Source organism: Methylovorus mays, assembly GCF_020531915.1.
GTDB lineage: Bacteria > Pseudomonadota > Gammaproteobacteria > Burkholderiales > Methylophilaceae > Methylovorus > Methylovorus mays.
The window spans coordinates 716367-740501 of record NZ_JAJAVG010000008.1 but is presented as its reverse complement, the minus strand read 5'-3'; the positions used below and the strand labels follow the sequence as shown (position 1 = coordinate 740501).

Below are 24135 nucleotides of genomic sequence, written 5' to 3'. Positions count from 1 at the left end.
TCACTGCACCGCCGCGCTAGCAGGAACCCAGGGCGTCTTCTTGATTTAAATGTGGTACTGCGGACTTAGGGCTTTCACGGCCTTGATCATGGCTTCCGCATTTTCTGGGGGGGTATGTTGCGTGATGCCATGGCCGAGGTTGAATACATGGCCGTGACCATGACCATAACTCGCCAGTATGCTGGCGACTTCCTTTTCAATCGCTTCCGGGGTCGAGAGCAGGATCGCCGGGTCCATATTGCCTTGCAGCGCCACTTGCCCGCCAACGCGCTTTCTGGCCTCGCCAATATCCACCGTCCAGTCCAATCCCAATGCATCTGCGCCTATGGACGCCTGCGCTTCCAGCCACAGGGCGCCGCCTTTGGTAAAGACGATGCTGGGGACTGGCTTGCCGTCGCGTTGCTTGATCAGGCCCGCCACGATTTTTTCCATGTAGGCCAGGGAGAATTCGCGATATGCATTATGCGAAAGCGCGCCGCCCCATGAATCAAAAATCATCACGGCCTGTGCACCTGCTTCAATCTGGGCATTGAGGTATAGCGTGACGGTTTGCGCGGTGATGTCCAGCAAATGATGCAGCACCGCAGGCTCGGCATATGCCATTTTCTTGATAGTGAGGAAATCGGTGCCGCCCTGGCCTTCGACCATATAGGTGGCGAGCGTCCAGGGGCTGCCGGAGAAACCTATGAGGGGTACGCGGCCATCCAGCGTTTTGCGTATCTGACTGACCGCATCCGTGACATAGCCGAGATCAGCAGCGATGTCCGGCACATGCAGCTTGTGAATCGCGGCTGCGTCGCGCACCGGGCGTTCAAACTTCGGGCCTTCGCCTTCCACGAAATACAGCCCCAGCCCCATCGCATCGGGGACTGTCAGGATATCGGAAAACAGGATGGCGGCATCCAGCGGATAACGGTCCAATGGCTGCATGGTGACTTCGGTGGCAAAGTCGGTGTTTTTGCACAGGCTCAGGAAGTTGCCGGCATTCTTGCGCGTGGCACGGTATTCCGGCAGATAGCGCCCGGCCTGGCGCATCATCCAGACAGGGGTGTAATCAGTAGGCTGCCGCAGAAGTGCGCGTAAGAAGGTGTCGTTCTTGAGTGCTGTCATGGTGGGGGCTTTTCAAAAAAATGAGGGGATACCAGCGGTATCCCCTTGTGTCATGCCTAGTTAGCCTTATCTTGGCAGGGTGGATGATCCCATCAGGAACTCATCGACGGCGCGCGCGCATTGGCGCCCTTCGCGGATGGCCCATACCACTAGAGATTGACCGCGGCGCATGTCGCCAGCAGCAAATACCTTGGCAGAGGAGGTGGCATAGCAGCCTTCGCCATCGGTGGTTGCCTTGGCATTGCCGCGCGCATCCTTTTCAACGCCAAATGCGTCCAGTACCTTTTGTACCGGGCTGACAAAGCCCATGGCCAGCAGCACCAGATCAGCCTTGATGGTGAATTCGGAACCTGGAATCTCGACCATCTTGCCCTCTTTCCACTCTACACGTGCGCCCTTGAGTGCGACGACTTTGCCGTTTTCACCAATCAATTCCTTGGTAGTGATCGACCAGTCGCGATCACAGCCCTCTTCATGAGAGCTGGAAGTGCGCATCTTGAGTGGCCAGTTCGGCCATACCAGTTCCTTGTTTTCCTTTTCAGGCGGTTGCGGCATCAGTTCAAACTGCGTGATGGAGGCCGCACCATGACGGTTGGAAGTCCCTACGCAATCGGAACCGGTATCACCGCCACCAATCACAACCACATGCTTGCCGGTTGCCATGATCTGGTTGGGAATCGTATCACCAGCGACGACTTTGTTTTGTGGTGTCAGGAAATCCATGGCGAAATGCACACCGTCCAGCGCACGGCCAGGCACGGGCAAGTCACGAGGATATTCGGCGCCGCCGGCCAGAATGACCGCATCAAATTCCTTGGTCAGCTGTTCAGCGCTGACGTTTTCGCCCACATGCTGGCCAGTACGGAATTCAACGCCTTCCGCGCGCATTTGCTCCATGCGGCGATCAATATGGCTTTTTTCCATCTTGAAGTCAGGGATGCCATAGCGCAACAGGCCACCAATGCGGCTTTCCTTTTCCAGCACCACCACGTCGTGGCCTACGCGGGCCAGTTGTTGTGCCGCTGCCAGGCCTGCCGGGCCGGAGCCAACGATGGCGACTTTCTTGCCGGTTTTGCTGGCAGGAACCTGAGGCTTCACCCAGTCGTTTTCCCAAGCCTTGTCGATGATGGCGTGCTCAATCGACTTGATGCCAACGGCATCAGCGTTGATGTTCAGCGTACAGGCCGCTTCACAGGGTGCCGGGCAGATACGGCCGGTAAACTCGGGGAAGTTATTGGTGGAGTGCAGCACGTCAATCGCATTGCGCCAGTCCTGGCGATACACCAGGTCATTCCAGTCAGGAATGATGTTGTTGATCGGGCAGCCGCTCATACAGAACGGAATGCCGCAATCCATGCAACGAGCACCCTGGGTCTTGGCCTGGTCATCGCTCAGGTGAAGAACGAATTCCTTGTAATTCTTGACCCGGTCATTGACTGGCAGGTTGGCCTCGGACAGACGGCCATATTCCATAAATCCTGTTACTTTGCCCATTTATGCGGCTTCCTTCTTTTCTGCAGCAGCCAGTTCATTCAGAACGCGCTTGTATTCATTTGGCAGCACCTTGATGAACTTGGCGCGTGCCTGATCCCAATCTGCCAGTATTGCCTTCGCGCGGCTGCTACCGGTGTATTCGGCGTGCTTTTCAATCAGCGATTTCAGCGTGGCTTCGTCGTGCTGACCCATGTGGTGACCGGCACCAGCAGGCGCGTGACCAGCCGCTTCAACGGCTTCCAGGCTGACCATGCTCATGTTGCAACGCTTGGCGAACATGCCATCGATGTCGTACACATAAGCCACGCCACCCGACATACCGGCTGCAAAGTTGAGGCCAGTTTGACCGAGCACAACGACTGTGCCGCCTGTCATGTATTCACAGCCATGGTTACCCACGCCTTCGACCACCGCGGTGGCACCCGAGTTACGCACACAGAAACGCTCGCCTGCCACGCCATTGAAATAGCTCTGGCCGGAGGTGGCGCCATACATCACGGTATTACCCGCGATGATGTTGTCTTCCGGTATGCCACGGAACGCCTTGGGCGGCTTGATTACTATGCGGCCGCCACAGAGGCCCTTGCCCACGTAATCGTTGCCTTCGCCTGTCAGTTCGAAGGTGATGCCTTGCGTCAGGAAGGCAGCAAAACTCTGCCCTGCGGTGCCGCTCAGCTTTACGGTGATGGTGTCGTCAGGCAAGCCGGCACGGCCATAACGGCGGGCAATTTCATGCGAAAGCATGGTGCCCACGGTACGGTTGGTATTGACGATAGGCGTCTCGATGACGGTCTTCTCGCCCTTTTCCACCGCGTTGCCTGCCTGGGCAATCAGCTTGTTGTCCAGCGCCTTTACCAGGCCGTGATCTTGCGTCTCGTTGTTGCGACGAGACACGGTTTCATCAACCTTGGGCTGGTGGAATACCTTGGTGAAATCCAGGCCACTGGCTTTCCAGTGGTCAATGCCCGCTTGCATGTCGAGCAGATCAGCGCGGCCGATCAGGTCTTCAAACTTGCGGATACCCATGTTGGCCATCAGTTCGCGTACTTCTTCAGCAACGAAGAAGAAGTAATTCACGACGTGCTCTGGCTGACCGGTAAATTTCTGGCGCAGGACCGGATCCTGGGTGGCCACACCGACCGGGCAAGTGTTGAGGTGACACTTGCGCATCATGATACAGCCCTCAACCACCAGCGGCGCCGTGGCAAAGCCGAACTCATCGGCACCCAGCAGCGCGCCTATCATGACGTCGCGACCGGTTTTCATCTGGCCATCCACCTGAACAACCACGCGGCCGCGCAACTGGTTCAGCACCAGCGTCTGCTGTGTTTCGGCCAGGCCCAGTTCCCATGGCGTGCCGGCATGCTTGATGGAGGAAATCGGCGATGCACCGGTCCCACCGTCATGACCTGCCACCACAATATGGTCGGACTTCGCTTTTGCCACACCGGCGGCAACGGTGCCGATACCGGTTTCCGATACCAGTTTGACGGATACCGAAGCCTTGGGATTGGCATTCTTGAGGTCATGGATCAGTTGAGCCAGATCTTCAATCGAGTAAATATCATGGTGCGGTGGTGGCGAAATCAGACCAACACCCGGCACCGAGAAGCGCAACTGGGCGATATAAGAGCTCACCTTGTGACCTGGCAGCTGACCGCCTTCACCTGGCTTGGCGCCTTGCGCCATCTTGATTTGAATCTGATCGGCATTTGCCAGGTATTCAGCGGTAACACCGAAACGACCAGACGCCACCTGCTTGATGCTGGAGCGCAGGGAGTCACCTGCCAGCATGGGCACATCTTTCTCAATGCGATCCTTGCCCAGCACTTCTGCCAGCGAGCTGGCCTTGGCCACCGGGATGAAGCGCTTGGGATCTTCACCACCTTCGCCGGTGTTGGAACGGCCGCCAATACGGTTCATGGCGATAGCCAGCGTGGCATGGGCCTCGGTGGAGATGGAGCCCAGCGACATGGCGCCAGTGGCAAAGCGCTTGACGATTTCCTTGGCGGGTTCCACTTCTTCCAGCGGCACAGGTGCGCCGGCTGACTTGATATCGAACAGGCCGCGCAGCGTCATGTGACGGCGGGTCTGGTCGTTGATCAGCTTGGCGTATTCCTTGTAAGTGCTGGCACTATTGGTGCGGGTGGCATGTTGCAGCTTGGCAATGGAATCAGGCGTCCACATATGCTCTTCACCGCGTACACGGAAGGCATACTCGCCGCCCGCTTCCAGCGCATTGCTCAGAACCGGATCGTTACCAAACGCGGATTGATGCTGGCGCAGGCTTTCTTCCGCCACTTCATTCAGGCCTATGCCTTCAATGGTAGTGGCCGTGCCGGTGAAGTATTTGGCAATAAATGGACTATTGAGGCCGATGGCTTCGAAAATCTGCGCGCCACAGTAGGATTGGTAAGTGGAAATGCCCATCTTGGACATGACCTTGTGCAGGCCCTTGCCAATCGCCTTGACGAATTTCTTGTGACCTTCCTTGATGTCGCCGCCCTTGCCTTCTGTGGTCATCATGTTGCTGATGGTTTCAAACGCAAGCCATGGGCAGATCGCTTCGGCGCCATAACCGCCCAGCAGCGCGAAATGATGCACTTCGCGGGCAGAGCCGGTGTCGATAACCAGGCCGGTATTGGTGCGCAAGCCTGCGCGTACCAGGGACTGGTGGGTGGCAGAACAGGCCAGCAAGGCCGGAATGGCGATACGGTCAGGACTTACCTGACGGTCAGACAGGATCAGCAGGTTGAAGCCATTGTGCACGGCATCAGCCGCAGCTTTGCATAGGGATTCAATCGCGGCAGCCATGCCTTGCTTGCCTTGTGCGGCAGCATAGGTGATGTCCAGTGTCAGCGTGCGGTAACGGCCCTGGGTCAGGCTGTCGATGGCTTTCAGCTGTTCGAGCTCGTCCAGCGTCAATACAGGCTGACTTGCTTCCAGGCGGATAGGTGGATTGGTTTCATCAATACCCAGCAGGTTAGGCTTGGGACCGATGAAGGTGACCAGCGACATGACCAGCTCTTCGCGGATCGGGTCGATAGGCGGATTGGTCACCTGCGCAAACAGCTGCTTGAAGTAGGTATACAGCGGCTTGGGTTTGTTGGACAGCACCGGCAGGGCGCTATCGTTACCCATGGAGCCCGCACCCTCTTCACCATTGGTGATCATGGGTTGCAATACAAACTTGAGGTCTTCCTGCGTGTAGCCGAAGGCTTGTTGCAGGTCGAGCAGGTTGGCATTCAGCTCCAGCTTGGTTTCTACCTTGGGCAGATCGCCCAGGAAGTAACGGGATTTTTCAATCCACTCACGGTATGGCTTGGCTTGTGCCAGGCTTTGCTTGACTTCAGCGTCGTCGATAATGCGGCCTTGTTCCATGTCGATCAGGAACATCTTGCCGGGTTGCAAACGCCATTTCTTGACGATTTTTTCTTCCGGGAAGGTCAGCACACCCATTTCAGATGCCAGCATGACGTGGTCATCATCGGTAATCAGATAACGGGCGGGACGCAGGCCATTACGATCCAGCGTGGCGCCTATCATGCGGCCATCGGTAAAGGCCACGGCGGCAGGGCCATCCCATGGCTCCATCAGCGCAGCGTGGTATTCGTAGAAAGCACGACGGTCTTCGTCCATCAGCGTGTTGCTGGACCAAGCTTCCGGAATCAGCATCATCATGGCGTGCGGCAATGAGTAGCCGCCAGCGACCAGCAGTTCCAGCGCATTGTCGAATGCAGCGGAGTCGGACTGGCCTTCCACGATCAGCGGCCACAGTTTTTCCAGGTCTTCACCCATCAGGGCGGAGCGCATGGATTCGTGGCGGGCAGCCATCCAGTTGACGTTACCCTGCATGGTGTTGATTTCACCATTGTGGGCAATCATGCGGAATGGGTGCGCCAGATCCCAGGCTGGGAAGGTATTGGTAGAGAAGCGCTGGTGTACCAGTGCCAGGGCGGACACCATGGTCTCGTCCTGCAGGTCCTGGTAATACACGCCAACTTCATTTGCCAGCAGCATGCCCTTGTAAACCAGGGTGCGTGAGGACAAGGAAGGAATGTAGAACTGGTTGCCGTCTTCCAGCTTCAGTGCGCGAACGGCATGTTCAACACGTTTGCGAATAACGAACAGCTTGCGCTCGAAGGCGTTCTGGTCGGCTGTGGCCGGGCCGCGCGCAATGAATACCTGACGCATGACAGGCTCAACCGCACGGGCAGCATCGGCGATATTGCTGTTGTCGCGTGGCACATCACGCCAGCCCAACAGGGTCTGCGCTTCTTCGTGCACGATGCGGGCAATGATCGACTCGCAGGCTTCGCGACCGTTTTGCGATTGGGGCAGAAACACGATGCCACAGGCGTACTCGCCCTCGGCTGGCAGGTTGATGCTCAGCTTGGCGGCTTCCTTGCGCAGGAAGGCGTCGGGCAACTGAATCAGGATACCGGCACCATCGCCCAGCTTGGGGTCGTATCCGGTAGCGCCACGGTGGGTCAGGTTAGCCAGAATCTGCAAGCCCTGCTCCACGATCTTGTGGCTCTTTTTGCCCTTGATGTGCGCGATCATGCCGACGCCACAGGCGTCATGTTCATTGCCCGGATTGTAAAGGCCCTGCATTTCAGGGTTCGTCACTGTTGCTGTTTCATTCATTGGCGTATTCACTCGCGTTACCAAACTCATGTCTCCATCTCATCTTTCGACACTGCATCTTTAAAGGCACTAACTAGAACCGGGCGCCTTGTTCTTCCCTCATCCCGTCGCGCTAATCGAGGGGTTTCGTGGAGTTTTTTATTGGTGCTTGCTGTCCTGCGTGGCCGAAATTATCGCTGGGCCATAAAATATTTAGCGGAACCTTCAATGTTACCGTTAAAGGGTTATAAGTTCAATCACATAGGGCTAAAAAAGCATGAAACCCTATGCAGTTAAAGCGGCTTACTTTTTCCAGTTGGCAAAAATCTTTTCTGCCGCGGCGATGCTGAGGTCGATTTCCTTGTCGCCATGCGCTGCCGATACAAACCCCGCCTCAAACGCCGAAGGTGCAAGATAGACGCCCTCATCCAGCATGGCATGGAAGAAGCGGTTAAAGGCTTCTTTGTCAGACTGCATGACATCCGCATAACTTTGCGGCACCTCGGCGCTGAAATAAATGCCGAACATTCCGCCCACACTTTGTGCACTAAATTCAATATCGTGCGCTTTTGCTGCATTTGCAAGGCCTTGCACAAAGCGCTGGGTGCTGGCTTCCAGCGCTGCGTGGAAGCCAGGTGCCTGTATCAGCTTCAGCGTGGCCATACCAGCGGCGACAGCTACCGGATTGCCAGATAAGGTGCCTGCCTGGTAGACCGGGCCAACGGGCGCAAGACACTGCATGATGTCGCGCCGACCGCCGAAAGCCCCTACTGGCAGGCCTCCGCCTATGACTTTGCCCAGTGTTGTCAGGTCCGGGGTAATGCCATAGCGCGCCTGAGCGCCACCTAGCGCCACGCGGAAACCGGTCATGACTTCGTCAAAAATCAACACCGCACCGTGCTGGGTGCATTGCGCACGCAACGCCTCCAGAAAACCGGCTGCCGGAGCGATCAGATTCATGTTGCCCGCGACCGGCTCTACAATCACACAAGCAATTTCGTTGCCAATCTCCGCAAACAGCTGTTCCACGGCGGCGATGTTGTTGTATTCCAGCGTCAGCGTATGCGCGGCGACTTCAGGAGGCACGCCTGCCGAGCTTGGCGTGCCAAAGGTCAACAGGCCGGAGCCTGCCTTCACCAGCAGGGCATCGGCATGGCCGTGGTAGCAGCCTTCGAACTTGAGGATCTTGCTGCGACCAGTGAAGCCCCGCGCCAGGCGAATGGCGCTCATGGTGGCTTCGGTGCCGGAGCTGACCAGCCGTAACTGTTCCATGCTGGGGACCAGCTTGCTTACCAGCTCGGCCATGTCCAGCTCGCGCGCGGTCGGTGCACCAAACGACAGGCTGTCGCCCGCAGCTGTGCGCACGGCCTCGATCACCTCCGGGTGGGCGTGGCCCAGCACCATAGGCCCCCAGGAGCCCACATAGTCCACATAAGCTTTGTCATCTTCGTCCCACAGCCAGGCGCCAGCGCCACGCTTGAAAAACACTGGCGTACCGCCGACAGAGCGAAAGGCACGAACGGGCGAATTGACGCCGCCGGGAATGAGTTTTTGGGATTGTTCGAAGAGTTGCTGGTTACGAGAGGTCATGATGAGCTCGGTCCATTGTAAAGTCGGGAAAATTGTTGGGCGGTATGGCGGATATCGGAGGATCCCCACAGGCTGCCAATCACCGCCAGCATGTCGGCACCGGCGGCAACGGCCTGAGGCGCGTTGTCCAGCGTGATGCCGCCGATGGCGACTTTGGGCACGGTCAATGCCGGATTCATATTGAACAGGCTGAGCGCCGCTTCAGGTGCCTGCGGTTTAGTTTGCGAACTGAAACAGGCACCAAACGCGACATAGTCGGCGCCAGCGGCTTGTGCTTGCAGGGCAAGGTCGATGCGGTTGTAACAGGAGGCGCCCAGCAGCTTGTTGCCGATGCGCTGGCGCGTGGCCGCAATATCGCCATCGGTACCGCCGATGTGCACCCCATCGGCATCCAGCGCCAAGCATAGTTTCACATGATCATTGATGATCAGCGGTACGCCATGTTGCCTGCAGATGGCGAGCAAGGCTTGCGCCTGCGCAATGCGCAGCACGTGCCCGGCTTCTTTGTTGCGGTATTGCACCAGCGTCGCACCGCCAAGAATAGCCTCCGTAACCATCTCGCAAAGCCGCTCCGTATCGTCCAGGTCCGGGGTGACAGCGTACAGCCCTTTAATTGGCGTCATCCTCTTCATCCCTTGCCCAGAACATGCGATCAGGAATGTATTGGCCCATGCCCGGACGGAACCCGTATTTCAGGGTTTTCCAGGTGTATTCCTGCGCTTCAAGAATCGCTTCCTCTATGGACAACCCGTGTGCAATGCAGGCGGCAATGGCGGAAGTCAGGGTGCAGCCAGAGCCATGGTAGCTGCCTGGCAGGCGTTCCCAGTTATAGGCTTTGATCAGGCCGCTTTCGCCATACAGCGTATTGATGACTTCCTGTGAGCGTTCGTGGGTGCCGGTGATCAGCACATATTCGCAGCCCATGCCCAGCAAGCGGTCAGCGCTTTCGTCCAGCGAGGCATGTTCGATGGCATCGGAATCATCGTCGTGAAACGCCAGCCGACGGGCTTCCAGGCTATTCGGCGTAATGATGGTGGCTTGGGGGAACAGCAGGTCTATCATGGCCGCTTGCATTTCTTCATTTGCCAGTTCATCGCCGCGGCCAGAGGATAAGATAGGGTCGATCAGCAGTGGGACATCTGGGTAATCTGCGACGATTTCAGCAATAACAGCGACATTTTCCACGCTACCCAGCATGCCGATTTTAAAGGCAGAAACCTGCATGTCTTCGAGGATGGTACGCGCCTGGTCATTGACCCAGTCGGCATCAAACATCATGACATTTTCGACGCCCACGGTATCCTGTACAGTAATTGCTGTCACAACAGAAAGCGGGTGGCAGCCTATGCTGGCCAAGGTCAGCAGGTCCGCCTGCAAGCCTGCGCCACTGCTGGGATCGGTTGCGGCAAAGGTCATCACGGTAGGGGGCATCAGGTTCATGGTGTTGGTTCCGGGTGTTGACCGTATCAAGGTGGGCGGTGAGATGCTTAGAGGCGCTGACAGAGCGCTGGTTCTGCTATCAAGAATGCTATTTTAACTTAAATTACCCGCTAACAATAAACGAGGAGAAAAGCCCATGAAAACATGGATGTGCAATATTTGCGGCTGGCTGTACGAAGAAGAAAAAGGCTGTCCTGAAGATGGCATTCCGCCTGGCACGCGCTGGGAAGACGTGCCCCCCAACTGGACTTGCCCGGAATGCGGCGCCCGCAAGGAAGACTTCGAAATGATCGAAATCTGAGCATGCTGAACTTGCCTGCGCTGGTGAAATCTCATTGCTACCCTTCTTCACCAGTCGCTACGCTAGTCGTGGTTGAGCATCTGCGCTATCTCTCATGACCGATATTCAAAACAGTTTTCAGCTGGAGTTTGTGGCTTATTTTTCCATGCATCTGGAAAACATCCACCTGCAGATAACGGGCAGCAAAGATACCAGGCAACGTGACCGCTACATGCAGCTGATTGAGATGATCAACCAGGCGCCGTTTGAACTGGCCTTGCAGAAATACCAGCAAATTGCGCTGGCGGATGCCGACATCACGATGTTTTCAGATTCGATGATCAAAACCGCCAAACGGCTGGCCTGCCAGGAGCTGGGGCTGCCCGAAACCTCTGCCGACCGTATTGAATAAGGAAAGAGTAGCTCGCCCGGATGTTACCTGCTTACGTATTGCTCGACCTGGAAACCACCGGCGCCACGCCGCTGGTAGACCGTATCACTGAAATCGCCCTGATCCGCTTTGAAAACGGTCAGGAAGTCAGCCGCTGGCAAACGCTGGTGAATCCCGAGACCGCCATTCCCCCGTTTATCCAGCGCTTGACCGGCATAGACGATGGCATGGTGGCAAGCGCCCCCCGCTTCAGGGAGGTTGCAGGTGAGCTGCTCGATCATCTCGAAGGGGCTGTGCTGTGTGCACACAATGTCCGCTTTGATCACGGTTTCCTTAAAAATGAATTCAAGCGTATCGGCATAGACCTGCGACAAAAAGTGCTGTGCACGGTAAAGCTCTCGCGCAAACTCTATCCGCAACATCGCAGCCACAGTCTGGATAGCATCATCCAGCGCCACGCCCTGCAATGCGGCGCCCGCCACCGCGCCATGGGCGATGTCGTGGCGTTGGTAGATTTTCTGCATTCAGCGGAAGTGGAGCTGGGTCCTGTAGCCATTGCGCAAGCCGCCCGTGAATTGCTCAAAGGCCATACCCTGCCCAGCGGGATCGACGCCAGCATCCTGGACGATATTCCCGAAGGCCCCGGCGTTTATCTGTTTTATGGCGATAACCAGCTGCCTTTGTACATAGGCAAAAGCATCAATATCCGTAGTCGTGTGCTGTCGCATTTCAGTGGCGACCATGCCTCCACCAAGGAGATGCGTATCTCGCAAGAGGTCAAGCATATTGAGTGGATAGAAACCGCAGGTGAATTTGGCGCCCTGATGCTGGAGTCACGTCTGGTAAAAGAACGCCAGCCCATCTACAACCGCCAGTTGCGGCGCGAGCGTCAGTTATGCTCCTGGCGACTGGCGGCCAGTCATGACGCCAGACCCCTGCTTACGCTGGTGCGTGAAGACGAAATCAACCCGGCAGAATTGGGGCAACTGTTTGGTACCTTTCGCAGCAAGCGCCAAGCGGTGGAGGTCTTGCGGCAGATTGCCGAGAACCATGCCCTTTGCCCCAAAGTGCTGGGTCTGGAAAGCGGCAAAGGTCCCTGCTTTGCCCACCAACTCCGCAAATGCAAAGGGGTATGCGCAGGCAAGGAAGCGGCAGAATTGCATTACCTGCGCCTGCAGCAGGCGCTCGCCGCCCACCGCATGAAAACCTGGCCCTACCCGGGCAAGATCGGTATTCAGGAGCGAAATCCCCTCACCGGACAAAGCCAGCTGCATGTGTTTGAACATTGGTGTGCGCTGGGTAGCGTTGACGATGAAGCCAGCCTGCACAGCCTCGCCAGCGCGAGGGCCGATCTGATGTTTGATCTGGATACTTACAAGCTTCTGCTGAGGGAGCTCGCCAAAGCCAGTGCCCATATCAAATGCCTGGTCACAGGCACAACCATGGTTTCTTCCAGCGTGTAGTAGAGAGGGAATGTTGGGTGGGGTAGCAGCCGGCTGATCTTGCAGGCATGCACAAAAACTGGAGCGGGCGACGGGAATCGAACCCGCGTATCGAGCTTGGGAAGCTAGCGTTCTACCATTGAACTACGCCCGCATGGGGTCGTATTCTAAATGGCGGGCTGGTGTCGTTGCAAACGAATCCTGCATATTTATTCGGCGGGCTCACGCCTGGTTTGGATTCGAGGGTACGGCCTCAGCTTTTGCCGTAGCGCTTTTTTGCCTGTTCGCGACAGGCATTCTGCTCATTGCCATTCAAGGCTGAACATTTCTTGAGAGCATCATCCAGCTGGGCTTCGGCGCGGTTGTCGGGCATGCGTTCCGCGGCGATGGCGTTAAATGCACTGTCGCGCTCACCCCTGGCCTTGCTGATGCATACGCGCTTGGTGTCCTCTTCTATCATGCCCTGGCAGGTTTGCTTGGCCACGTTGTAATTGGACTCGGCTTTTTCCTGCTCGGCTTCAATCCAGGCTGCCTGGCTGCCTTTGAACTGCGCTTCCAGTTCTGCCAGCCCGATATTGCGGTTGGCGCGTGCCTGCTCAAGACATACTTCGCTGTCATTGCCGCTCACATGGTCACATAGGGCTTTTGCCTGCTGATAGGTCTCCTGCACGCGTACCTTGCCCGCTTCATAGTTGGGTTTGCTGATGGGGGCCGCGTTGGCGACCGAGCCCATCAGCAACAGGAGCAGGCTGGCATGACGAATCAGATGCTGAATCTGCATGCATGCTCCTTCAAGCTTAATGCCGGGTACAGTCGCGGTTGAAGCTTTCAATCTGTTTTTCGGCTTCTTCCTTGGAAATGCCGTAGAGCTCCTGCAACTTGCCTGACAGCATTTCACGGTTACCCTTGATCTGATCAAACTGGTCGTCGGTGAGCTTGCCCCACTGCTGACGCACCTTGCCCTTGAGTTGTTTCCAGTTACCTTCTACTTGGTCCCAGTTCATGCTGATCTCCTTTAATCCATGTTGGAATGAATGAACACGAATAAATCATAGAGCGATGAATGTGGGCTGGCAGTCAGTCAACCGCCAAAAACCGTGTCAGTGAAAATTAACGCGACGTATCAGGCGGCGGTAGTGGTGTCGAGGTATCGGCTATTGATGAAAATGGCATCTATCACCCGACAATAGCCTTCAGTGTCAACGCTGGCAGACAGGCAGGTAAACAGAACAAACCCCTGCTGTTGAAGAAACTGCATAAGTTCGGTGCAGCTATAGGAAGCTTCAAAACGCTTGATAACGGAAACCTCCAGCATCAGATATTTGATCGTAGGCAAGACCTCGATGCCACCCTTGAGAATCTCAAGCTCGTAGCCCTCACTATCTATCTTGAGCAGAATGTCCGACGGCAGATGGGGCAGGCCAGGAAGCAAAAGATCCAGGGTCGTCAGCTGGATGGTGATGGGTTCTATCTCTTCATGACCGTTGTCACGGAGGGCGCTGCTTTCCAGTAGCGAGGTTAAGATTGGCGCATCGTGGCGATAGTTGATCGTTGCCGTGGCAGGCGCGCTGCCCAGGCCAAGCTCAATATAGTCACTACTCGCCAGCGTCTTGCGCAAGGCAGCAATTGGTTCCCGGAAATGCGGCACGGGTTCTATCAGAACGACATGGGCCCGCGGGAAGTGGCGATAGAGGGCGGGAGTGCCATACGCAACGCCTACATCAATCACCGTGTTTATCCCCTCCAGCAGACGAAGGTTTTCCCATTTTGCCGCGGGAGCAGGTACAGCTGCCTTCAAGCTCGCCAAGGGCATATTTTTAGTGGCCCATGCCATGCGTTTATCCGGCACGGAAGCATGACCATGCAGGCGATCAATCTGCGATTCATCCAGCAGCAGGCTGGTGAGGATACCTGCCTGATCCTCACTGCTGGAAATCATGGCATGTTCCCCTGCCTGTTGCAGCGTATTGAGCAGGTGTGTGCGATCAGCCTGCTCCCCTTCCAGCAGAAAGAAGCGCAGGGTCAGCCCGGCATCGCCAGTGTGCTTGCCAGTAAAGCCTGCACCGGACAGGGCATGGCTATCCTGCAGCCATAGTTCGCGCCATGCGATTACGCGGGATTGCATGATGGTGGTCAGGCTTGTCGGCTGACGTGGTGGCATTTCTAGCAGAAGCCATCCGGCTGCCTTGTGCTGTTTGGTCTCCAGCCAGCATTTGAGCATGGCATTAAGCGCGGGTGGCTGAAAACCATGCTGTAAGAACCAGCGCATATCCCAGTCGTAAACCGTTTCATGTTCCACTACAAAGGTGGGTACATTCTGGATACCCAGCGCCAGCGCAGCGGCGAGGCGGTGTGCCCCATTCAGGATGCGGCCGGTAGCAGAGACGGGGATCGCCGCATGGGCATGGAATCCCTGCGTCTGCATTTGGCGGATCAGCTGCTGAAAGCTGCGCTCATAATCCTCCACGCTGAGCTTGCTGTGCGAGCCGGGCTCTCTTCCCGATGTGCGCTGCTGGATATGCTCGCGATACAGGCTGCGCACGCACAGCGCATCGTCTTGCGCTTGGCCCAGAAAATTCAGCGCATACAGTAATTTGACGGCGATATCGAGACGATTGCCCGTCCAGATATCCAGGCTGTTGCGATACTGTATGTTGATATCAGGGCTGAGCGGCATGGCCTCAACACGGGCATGCGGGCAGCCCCGGGCAATCGCTTGGGCATAGCTTTCGCGGGCCAGCTCCGGAACATGGGCGCGTTGCAGTCTGGCCAACTCCAGCCACCAGCTGCTCGGAGATGGGTCCAGCGCGAGGGCTTGCTGCCAGTGGGTTTCTGCTTCATGAAGCGTCCCGAACAAGCTGTAGCGGGCGGCAAGCTGGGCCAGTAATGCCGCTTCGTCACCTGATTCAAGTTGGGGGATGGTGGGTGCCTTGCTCATTGCCCACATCGGAAAATGCAGAAGCCACGCTCTATGATGCCGTCATCCTTGAGCATGCCCTGTTTCTGCAGGATATAGCCATGATCCAGAAAGACCTGAATATCGGAGAAAAAGGATTGATCATTGCTCGCCAGATTATTGCTTTCGATAATCAGCGTGCCACCCGGCTTGAGCAGTGTTTTGAGTTGGGCAGCGTATTGCGCCATCGGCAAGCCTATCCAGACATGGACTGCAAAGGACAGCACCATGTCGTAAGGCTCTGGCGATGTTTGCATCAGGTCGTTGAATGAACAATGCTGAAATTCACAGTTCTTGATGCCGCGGCCTGCCGCCAGAATTCTCGCGATTTCAATCAATGCCGGGTTACTGTCTATGCCATGGTAGCGCGCGATCCTGGGAGATAAGGCCATGCCCATCAGCCCAAGATTGCAGCCAATATCCAGCACCTTGTGCTCAGGCAAGAGATACGGGTCAAGCCCATACGCCTGCAAACGTGAGAGTGTTGGGCGTTGCCCAGCTAACGCCCATGCCTCATGGCCTTGATAAAGTTGCCCGCGGCCAAAGGCTTGAGGCTGTTGGGCGAATTTTTCCAGGGCAAGCTGTTTGGCGCGTTCCCAGTCATCGTTAACCAGCGTCGGAGACGTTGCCTCTGCTGGCGCTGGTGTCCGTTTCCATGCCTCCAGCTCGGCCTGACTAAAGCTGTTTTTCAGTTCGCGCTGCCAGGTGACATGCTCTTTGATGATACGGGCTGGCTTGCCAGCCAGCAGGGTCTGGCTTTGGGTGTAAATGCCATTGACGAGGGAGTCGGCCCCCACAATGGTATTGCCCGGAATCTGCCCGCCCTTGAGGATGGTGACGCCCTTCCCCACCCACACATGGTCGCCAATGACGATGTCTTGCGCAGGATTCAGCCGCATGCCGGTTTCAGGATCAACGATGGCATGGCCATCGGTGGTGCGCAGCTCAATCTCATTGGAAAACATGCAGTCCCTGCCGATGAGAATGTTTCTGCCCTCATGACACTTGATAATGACACGGGTAAAGGTCGAGCCCGCACCCAGCCGGAGCATGCCACCAGAACCCGAAGCGTAGATCTTGCCCGCGATGCGTACGTCTCTATCCACTACGATGCCGTTATGGTCGCCCGTAATGTCGATGGTCGCGTCAAAGTCCACCTGCTCATCAATGATGACCCGGTTACCACGGCCGCGTATGGTGATTTTGCCGCGCATTCTGGCAGAGGATGGCCAATACACCTCGTTGCCTTCATCGCAATCCACCACCATGCTGCGATTTTGCAGCAGCCCCTGCTCCAGCGCCTCAATGCGTTGCCGCAGCAAGATGCCGCCTGTGCGTTCAAAAGATTCGATGGGCAGTGATTTTTCCCAGGTCATCACCTTGGCGTAGTCCCACCACTGATCCAGCGATTGGCGGGCATGGTGATGTTGTACGGTCGGCAGCTTGAGCAGGCGTGGAGCGGGCTTTTCAGGCGTCAGTACGGCATGCCAGAAGCCTGGCGACAGCCACTCTTCGAAATGGACTTGCAGGAAATCCTGAGTAGAAAGGGGCGTATCCGCCAATGGAAGCGGCACCACAGGCCGGAACAGCGTATGGGCCTGTTTGCCAAACCAGCTGGCCTCCTGCAGCATGCCCGACGAAATGCCCACCAGTTCCACATCGTGGGCGCAACTCAGGAGCTGATAGGCATTCTGGTAGCAGGTGCCGACCGCCTGGCCGGTGATCTCGGCAAGCGCACGTTGTTCTTCCTTCGCAAAATCCGCTGCAAACGGATGGGCTTTGTGCAGCAGGCGCCGCCCCTGGGCCAGCTCGCGCAGCTGGTCGGCGAAGTCGGTGCAGCGCAGGGCGGTGGAATGCTTGTCGGATAACAGCGATGCATCGTAAGGCGCTTGCCCGATGTAGACGAGAGTATTGTCGAGATCCAGCGGGTAGCGGCCAGATTCCTCCAGCCGCTGCTGATGCATGCGCACGGACGCCGCCAGGGCTGCCGCCTCCAGTCTGAGTTCTTCCGCACTCACCACATAAGCCTGTAGCCGCTGACGGAGGTTACCCTGATGGGTGCGCAAGGCAATATAGAGGTCGCGCCCGAAGCGCAGTGGTGACACGCGGATATCGAGATACGGGATCTGCTGGCGATCCAGTAGATCAGACAGCCAGGGCGGCATTTCAAACGAGAGAATCAGCGTATCTGCCGGCAAATGCGCGAGCAGATAGTCAGCCGCGCTGGTGGGCAGGGCAAAGTAATGGCGTAGCCAGCTGTTTTCAATATCCGACTCGTCCCAGCCGCTGAGCTCGCGAAAAGTCTCAACAGAAAACCCCGGTTTCAGCCAGTGAGCAAAACGGCTTTCGGGAGAGGCCCCGGCCTGGATGCCGCAACCTTGCAGGATGGGTTCACGCACCAGGTCATAAAAACCTTCGGCGAAGGCGCGCGTGTTGCGCAGCAAGTCGGGTAAAAACTGGATATTCGAAATCAAGATGTTATGCGGCCTCTGCGTGAAGCATGGCTTGATAGGCGCGATGGAAATGGGCGACACGCGATTCGATGCCATTGCCGATAACGGCTGGATTGACCGCGCTGTTGAGGCCGAGCTGTACCGCTTTGCAAATGTCGCCGTCTTCCCCAAACACGCGCTCAGTAAAATGTTTGCTGTCGCTGTAGATTTGTTCCAGCATTTTTGCACCAACTGCGGACTGCCCTTCAAAACCGACACCAACGGATCGTGAATGCACGGTGGTGCGGTCAACGGCTGTCGGTTCAAAGCGCTGTACGTGATAGCTATAGCCCATGAATGAGGTGACGGTCAGGTTGGGGAAAATCAGGTGGTGCGTGTAATTGGCAAAGCGCCAATGCCATTTTCCCAGCTTGGGTTCCACCCGGCGCTCAAAGCTGGCCAGCCATTCCGGATCGGCGGGATGGACGATGTGCGAGTGCAAGGGATGTTCAAGGTGATCTACCGGCGCTTCATAACCGCGCTGCATGCCCTCCACCTGCATGAAGGTTTTGTTGTGCACGGCGGGGACATGGTAGCCCTCCAGCGAGTTTTCGATCACCACTTTCCAGTTGGCTTCTACCTCCTGGCGAAACTCGTCATGCACGCTGGTCATGCCGGTGGATGCACGGCAGAGAAAGTCAAATTCCTCCCCCAGATAATCCTGCAGGCTGGGGCCGTTTTCGCTTAATCGCACAAATATGAACTGGCCCGCTACTTCACAGGCAAATTCCTGCAGGCGATAAGCCGCCGGGTTCGCAACCACCTCTGGAAAAGCTTGCTGCTGCGGAATGCCGACCGGTATGCCTTCGCGGTCGTAAGTCCAGCTATGGTAGGGGCAGCGTACGGGGCCATGGTGCAAACCCTGATCACAAAGCTGGGCATGACGGTGGGAGCATACATTACGATACGCGCGAGGCTTGCCTGATTTATCCAGCTGGATGAGCAAGTCGGTATCAGCCACTTTTATGCCGCGATGCAGGCCGCCCTCCAGTTCGAAGCGCATGCCGACGAAGTTCCACGCGGCCTTGAACAGCGCGTTGTACTCATGAGCCAGGTGCGCAGGATTGCGGTAAAAATCGGGAAGTATGAGGCCGGTAGTCATCTGGATATCAATAGCAATAAAGCACCATACCATCTGGAGCCAGAGAGTTGTGCTGCCTGAAGCCAAGTTTGTAATTTTGGCCGGTGGCAATGACATACTCAGTCAGCGTGATCAAGTCTTCAGGCTTGTGATAAATGGACACCGCCATTTTAGGGCGATTGCGTGCTATGGTTTCTGCCGCGCCATGCAGGGCCTTTAATTCAGACCCTTCAATTTCAAATTTCAGATAAGTCGCTTCGCCATGGGTGGCCTCGTCTATGGTGACTACGGGCACTTGAATGGCGGCGTTTCTTTCCACGTGGTCATCATAGATGTGATTGATGATGCCTGAGTCCACCATATGGGCGGATTTGGATTGCACATGATTGGTGATATCGAAGTCATCAACGATTTGGCTGGGGTTGAATTCCAGTGTGGTTTTGCTATCCCAGAGCCCGGCTTCGTGCAAGGTAATGCTGCTGGCCAGCGGTTTAAGATATTCATGCTGCAGAGTTCGCAAGCGGTTTCTGATTTGCACATTGTGGTCATGCGAAGGCTCAAACGAGTGAATGTGCTTGAATTTTCCATTGCAGGCATTGAGAAACGAGGCAATGGTGTCGCCAGTAAAAGCACCGCCATCCACATAGACTTCATCATCTGAAAATTTGAAAAACTGCTTGTTGACGCCATAGCCGTTCAACACATATTGCCCACCGCCGCTGCCTACAGCGCAGCCTTCCAGGTAAAAGGGATTCAGTGTCATGCGATAAAGCAGGATGGATAGCCATGAGATCCTGGAATAACTATCCTCAAACAGTGCTGGTATCTCCAGCAGGCGATCCAGGTGTTCCAGGGTGTAAGTAAAAAATTCATAGCCATACCAGAAAAAACGCCCGGTTTCCCCTTTTCTGTCGATGTTGCACTCTTCCAGCATATGCAGAAACTGCAGGGGAAGCAGGGTGCGCAATTCCCACTGAGTCGCCAGTTTGGTGAAGTGCTGGAACGCCCGGCCATTTGGCGTAAGGATGCATGAAACAATAGCCCGGTCTTCGCGGCAACGCTGTATCCACTCATCAGAACGGATGACCGGAATGCCGAACACAGTTGGTTGCTTAAGGAAATCATCGACAATGGCAATCACATTCGCTTGCTGCGCCAGCACCCGGATTTCTGAACGGCAACCGGAGCCACAGACGATGAATTTGCTTTCTTTCAGTAAGCTCTGCGGAGATTTGTCCAGCCATTGGGGCAACCGGGCGGCGGGATTGGCTAATGAGCTTCCAAGTTGAAGTAGCTCATTCTTAAGTGTTTGTTCGTGAAGAAATGGAAACATGAGGTTATCCAGAAGTAAATGTAAATCGTCTGGCGGGATTGCCTAATATGGTGACACCTTCGGGAATTTTCCCAATAACGACACTGCCTGCCCCTACGGTTACCCCATCGCCAATTCTGGCGTTGGCGGTGATCACGCAATTGGGATGTATGGTGACGAAATGCCCGATCTGGGCACCACCTGCGATGGTGCAATGCGAGTTGATCTGGCACCAGTTGCCGATGCGGGCATCGTGGCCGATGACGGTGTATTCCTGAATATGCGTGAACTCGCCTATCTCCACATCGCATGAAATGCCGACATTGGGCGCAATGATGCAGCCATGTCGCATGCGGCTGTGGGCGGCGACATTGGCGCGCGGGTGTACCACGGTCGCAAAATCGACATGATGCACATCGCGCAAGGTGGCGGTGTATTTGAAGCGCTGCTGAGGATCGCCCAGAGCAGCGATAAAGGCTTCATTTTCCAGCGGCTGATAGGTGAAGGGATCGCCAACGACACCGACATCGCGGTCATAGCCCGCCAGCGCATTCACGTTCTGGTCCAGAAAGCCTTTTACCGTGAACAGCGGATTGTCATTCTCGATGTAATTGAGCACTTCACGGCCAAAGCCGCGAGCCCCTACGATGAGCAGATTGCGATGGCGCTGATGGCTCATGGTCAGCTGATGGTGAGTCCGCCATCCATCACCATGGTGGTGCCGGTGATCCAGCGGCTGGCATCCGATAGCAGGAAAATCGCCGCATGGGCGACATCATCCGGCTTGCCGAACCCCAGAGGATAATTATTGCGCTCTTGCTCGATGGTGCCGGTAATGGCGGCAGTGGCATCCAGCAACGGGGTTTCCACCAGCGCGGGTGACAGGCAGTTGGCGCGGATGCGACGCTTGATCACCTCCATGGCCAGGCAGCGTGTAATGGCGATCAGGGCGGCCTTGGTGCCGGAGTAGGCGGCGACACCAGCGACGCCGATATGGGCCGCAATCGAGGAGATAAAGACGATGGAGCCTTCCTGCGCGATCAGGTTTTTGCGCAACAAACCCTGGGTCAGCAAGGTGGGGGCTTCGACGTTCACGGCCTGCACTTCACGCAGATGCGCTTCGGTGATCATGCGTACCGGGCTCAGGCGCGAGATGCCAGCACCATGCACAACACCATTGAGCGGCGTCGTGATCTGGGCCAACAGGGCATCGCGGGCAGCGCCGTCCGTCAGTTCGGCGGACAGCATCTGATGTTGCAATGGGGAGATGGCCTGCAGTGCCTGCAAGGCAGATTGCAGACGCTCGGGGTCGCGCCCCACGCCAATCACTTCTGCTCCCATGCGGGCGCAGGCAATGGCGGTTGCCAGCCCCAGGCCGGAACTGGCACCGGTAACCAGAATGCGTTTGCCGCTCAGGCTAAAGGGGTTGTAAGCCGTGGTGCTCATACTTCAATCAGCTCCGGCAATACGGCGCCCTCTATTTGCAGGATGCAACTGGCCCAGGATAGCCCCACGCCAAACCCACTCATCAGCAGGCGCTGCGGTTTTTGCAGCATGGTTTCACGCGCGTGCATGGTCAGGGTCAGCGGAATGGAGGCGGAACTGGTATTGCCAAAGTCGTACAGGGTGGAAGGAACACGCTCAGGCGGCAGGCCCAGTTTTTTGCGTATGGTTTCGTTGATCATTTTGTTGGCCTGGTGAAACAGGTACCAGTCCACATCCTCCTTGCCCAAGCCGGCCTGCGCCAGCAAGGCATCCACTGCCGGTGGCACGCGGGTGGTGGAAAAATTCAGGATGGCCGGGCCATCCAGCACGATATCAACCTGGCGACGAATGACACCGTCTTCGCCTGCCTTGGGTTCCAGATACTCGGGAAGCAAGGGGTTGCGGTTACCGCCAGCAGGGCAATAAATGGCTTTGTAACCCGAGCCATCCGAGTAAAGGTCGAAATAGGCTGGTGGAGCGGATTCGTCATACTCCAGCGCGGTGGCGGTGCCCGCGTCGCTGAACAGCACGGCAAAGCCCTGATCCTGCGAGTTGGGGTTGGTGGATTTGTCACCGACCAGCAGCAGGGCTTTTTTCAGCTTGCCTGCCGAGATCATGCTGCCCACGACATAGAGGCCATAAGGGTAGCCGGAGCATCCCAGATTGATATCGAATGCCAGACAGCTATTGGGCAGGCCCAAGCGGTCCTGCAGGATAACGGCGCTACCGGGGTAAGGATAATCAGGCGATTGGGTCACCACAATCAGCGCATCAATGTCGTCTTTGTTCCAGCCCAGATCCTGTATCAGCTTTTCTGCGGCATGCTGTGCCAGATCGGAGAAACACAACCCGGCTGGCGACTGTCGGCGTGATGCAATGCCGATATTCCGTACCAGGCGTTCACGCATGGAGACTTGCTCTGGCGGGCAGTCCAGGTTGGAGACAGTCTGTCGGGGTACGCAGGAAGCGACACCGGCAATACGGACATTGTGCAAGGTGGACTGGGCCATAACAGGATCCTGAGCGTGAAGAGGTTAGGCGCTGAGCGCGTGCAAGTCGGCGATGGTGTTGCAGTTTTTCAGGTTTTCGCCACTGATGGTCTTGTTGTATTCCATGCTGAACATGACGATCACGCCGAGTGCAGCCAGTGAATCCCACTCTGGCAAGGTGTGTAGCTGGGTGCTGGCGGTAATCTCCACTGGCTCCTGAAAGTCCACCGCGCCATTGAATTTTTCGATGAAGTCTTCGATGCTGTCCATAATATTCCCTAAGTTATATTGTTATACGTTGTATCAGTCGCTTACTGCGGCCAGCACATTAGCAGCCACTTCCTGCATTTGTCCATCCTGCAAAAAGGGTGAAAACGGCAGGCCGATCAAGTCTGAGCTTACGGCTTCAGCCACGGGTGTCGGCAAGTGCAGGATAGGCCCTACCTTGGCCGCATGCCGGTGTAGTAGCGGCTGATACCAGCGTCGCGTGCCTATACCTTGTACGGCACATAATTGCTCAAGTTTAATTCGCCGTGCATCTGAACCTACGCGCACACTGAACGTTGTGGGGGCCGCGGGCAATGGTCCGTGCTGCCAGACCAGCGTTTCTCCACACATGGATTGCAGCAAATGCTGATAGCGATGGTAGATCGCCTGTCTGGCATCGGCCTGCTGCTGCCAGGTGTCAAGGCTGGCCAGTCCCACTGCCGCATGATATTCCGACAGCTTGGCATTGGTGCCCGCATAGCTGAGATGGCCGACCGGATGCTGGGTATCCGGGTTGAGATTGATGCCGAAATTGCTCAGCTCCTTGATCATCTGCCGCTGCTCGCTGTTGCCAGTGACGACAAATCCGCCTTCTCCCGCTGCCAGCGATTTGGTGGCATGCATGCTGAAGACGACGGGAATGTCCGGCGTGAGCAGCCACTGGCTGCCAAAGGCGGCGGCGGCATCAATCACGACCTTGACGCCGGTTTTCTGCTGCAGCGCTTGCCAGCGCAAGGTGTCCTGCGCCTGGCCGAAGGTGGCGACGGCAATAATCGCCTTGGCATCACTGCTGGCGATGCAGGCTTCTGCAATATCAGGCGTGAGCAGCCAGCTGTGCGGGTCTATATCACAGATAACCGGCAGGTGCCCGGCGCGCAATATGGCGGTGAGGCTGGCGACGAAGGTCAATGCAGGTACCAGCACGCGCGAGCCGGGTGGCAGATCCAGGCTGGTCAGGGCCAGCTCAAGTCCGGCAGTGGCACTGCTGACGGTGACCACTTCGAGTGGTTGCTTACCCTGGTCAGAAAAACGGCTGGCCAGACGGCTCTCCAGTTCTAGCACAAGAGGACCAAAGTTGGAGTAGTGGCGAGTGTGGTCTATGCGCTCAAGATAAGGCTGCAAGGCAGCCCGGTCAGGCAGTTGCGGTGTCAGCAGTGGAATACCGGACGATGTTTGCATG

20 protein-coding genes and 1 tRNA gene are annotated in these 24135 nt (G+C 56.5%); 3 read left to right on the top strand and 18 right to left on the bottom strand.

Features of this window, described 5'->3' with window-relative positions:
• Positions 1-45: 45 nt before the first annotated feature.
• The 6 genes from hemE to thiD form a co-directional block, all read right to left on the bottom strand.
• Positions 46-1110, bottom strand: coding sequence for a uroporphyrinogen decarboxylase (gene hemE / locus LG203_RS13830; protein ID WP_230346292.1), 1065 nt, complete (start codon positions 1108-1110; stop codon positions 46-48).
• 66 nt (positions 1111-1176) lie between these two features.
• Positions 1177-2604: a glutamate synthase subunit beta gene (locus tag LG203_RS13825; RefSeq protein ID WP_230346291.1), complete on the bottom strand. Its 1428-nt coding sequence runs from the start codon at positions 2602-2604 to the stop codon at positions 1177-1179.
• Positions 2605-7281, bottom strand: coding sequence for a glutamate synthase-related protein (locus LG203_RS13820; protein ID WP_407665409.1), 4677 nt, complete (start codon positions 7279-7281; stop codon positions 2605-2607).
• A gap of 252 nt (positions 7282-7533) precedes the next feature.
• The gene (gene hemL / locus LG203_RS13815) at positions 7534-8820 is read right to left on the bottom strand and encodes a glutamate-1-semialdehyde 2,1-aminomutase (RefSeq protein WP_230346289.1); all 1287 of its coding nucleotides are present in this window, start codon (positions 8818-8820) and stop codon (positions 7534-7536) included.
• On the bottom strand, positions 8817-9443 hold the full coding sequence (gene thiE, locus LG203_RS13810; RefSeq protein ID WP_230346288.1) for a thiamine phosphate synthase: 627 nt from the start codon (positions 9441-9443) through the stop codon (positions 8817-8819). Before thiE ends, hemL begins: the two co-directional genes overlap by 4 nt.
• The gene (thiD, locus tag LG203_RS13805) at positions 9430-10260 is read right to left on the bottom strand and encodes a bifunctional hydroxymethylpyrimidine kinase/phosphomethylpyrimidine kinase (RefSeq protein ID WP_230346287.1); all 831 of its coding nucleotides are present in this window, start codon (positions 10258-10260) and stop codon (positions 9430-9432) included. Before thiD ends, thiE begins: the two co-directional genes overlap by 14 nt.
• 136 nt (positions 10261-10396) lie before the next feature.
• Here thiD and LG203_RS13800 point away from each other — a divergent pair, with 136 nt between their 5' ends.
• The 3 genes from LG203_RS13800 (at position 10397) to LG203_RS13790 (ending at position 12394) form a co-directional block, all read left to right on the top strand.
• On the top strand, positions 10397-10561 hold the full coding sequence (locus LG203_RS13800) for a rubredoxin (protein ID WP_230335709.1): 165 nt from the start codon (positions 10397-10399) through the stop codon (positions 10559-10561).
• Between the two features lie 94 nt (positions 10562-10655).
• A complete protein-coding gene (locus LG203_RS13795) occupies positions 10656-10952 on the top strand; it encodes a hypothetical protein (protein ID WP_230346286.1) in 297 nt (98 codons plus the stop codon).
• A gap of 20 nt (positions 10953-10972) precedes the next feature.
• Positions 10973-12394, top strand: coding sequence for an exonuclease domain-containing protein (locus LG203_RS13790; protein ID WP_230346285.1), 1422 nt, complete (start codon positions 10973-10975; stop codon positions 12392-12394).
• A 59-nt stretch (positions 12395-12453) separates the two neighbouring features.
• Here the strand turns inward: LG203_RS13790 and LG203_RS13785 are convergent.
• From LG203_RS13785 to LG203_RS13730, 12 genes are all read right to left on the bottom strand, one after another.
• Positions 12454-12527 (bottom strand) — tRNA-Gly (locus tag LG203_RS13785).
• Between the two features lie 99 nt (positions 12528-12626).
• On the bottom strand, positions 12627-13154 hold the full coding sequence (locus tag LG203_RS13780; protein WP_230346284.1) for a hypothetical protein: 528 nt from the start codon (positions 13152-13154) through the stop codon (positions 12627-12629).
• A gap of 16 nt (positions 13155-13170) precedes the next feature.
• A complete protein-coding gene (locus tag LG203_RS13775; RefSeq protein WP_230346283.1) occupies positions 13171-13377 on the bottom strand; it encodes a CsbD family protein in 207 nt (68 codons plus the stop codon).
• 119 nt (positions 13378-13496) lie between these two features.
• On the bottom strand, positions 13497-15311 hold the full coding sequence (locus LG203_RS13770; RefSeq protein WP_230346282.1) for an FkbM family methyltransferase: 1815 nt from the start codon (positions 15309-15311) through the stop codon (positions 13497-13499).
• On the bottom strand, positions 15308-17803 hold the full coding sequence (locus tag LG203_RS13765) for a methyltransferase domain-containing protein (protein ID WP_230346281.1): 2496 nt from the start codon (positions 17801-17803) through the stop codon (positions 15308-15310). The genes LG203_RS13770 and LG203_RS13765 overlap by 4 nt, the downstream gene beginning before the upstream one ends.
• 4 nt (positions 17804-17807) lie before the next feature.
• A complete protein-coding gene (locus LG203_RS13760; protein WP_230346280.1) occupies positions 17808-18923 on the bottom strand; it encodes an aromatic ring-hydroxylating oxygenase subunit alpha in 1116 nt (371 codons plus the stop codon).
• A gap of 7 nt (positions 18924-18930) precedes the next feature.
• Entirely contained in the window at positions 18931-20235 is a 1305-nt protein-coding gene (locus LG203_RS13755; RefSeq protein ID WP_230346279.1) for an FkbM family methyltransferase, read from the bottom strand.
• Between the two features lie 4 nt (positions 20236-20239).
• Entirely contained in the window at positions 20240-20893 is a 654-nt protein-coding gene (locus LG203_RS13750; RefSeq protein WP_230346278.1) for a NeuD/PglB/VioB family sugar acetyltransferase, read from the bottom strand.
• A 2-nt stretch (positions 20894-20895) separates the two neighbouring features.
• Entirely contained in the window at positions 20896-21660 is a 765-nt protein-coding gene (locus tag LG203_RS13745; RefSeq protein WP_230346277.1) for an SDR family NAD(P)-dependent oxidoreductase, read from the bottom strand.
• Positions 21657-22709 (bottom strand): ketoacyl-ACP synthase III, encoded by a 1053-nt coding sequence (locus tag LG203_RS13740; protein ID WP_230346276.1) that lies wholly within the window; start codon positions 22707-22709, stop codon positions 21657-21659. Before LG203_RS13740 ends, LG203_RS13745 begins: the two co-directional genes overlap by 4 nt.
• A 24-nt stretch (positions 22710-22733) precedes the next feature.
• Positions 22734-22958, bottom strand: coding sequence for an acyl carrier protein (locus tag LG203_RS13735; RefSeq protein WP_230346275.1), 225 nt, complete (start codon positions 22956-22958; stop codon positions 22734-22736).
• Between the two features lie 33 nt (positions 22959-22991).
• Positions 22992-24134 (bottom strand): DegT/DnrJ/EryC1/StrS family aminotransferase, encoded by a 1143-nt coding sequence (locus tag LG203_RS13730; RefSeq protein ID WP_230346274.1) that lies wholly within the window; start codon positions 24132-24134, stop codon positions 22992-22994.
• Between the last annotated feature and the right edge of the window lies 1 nt (position 24135).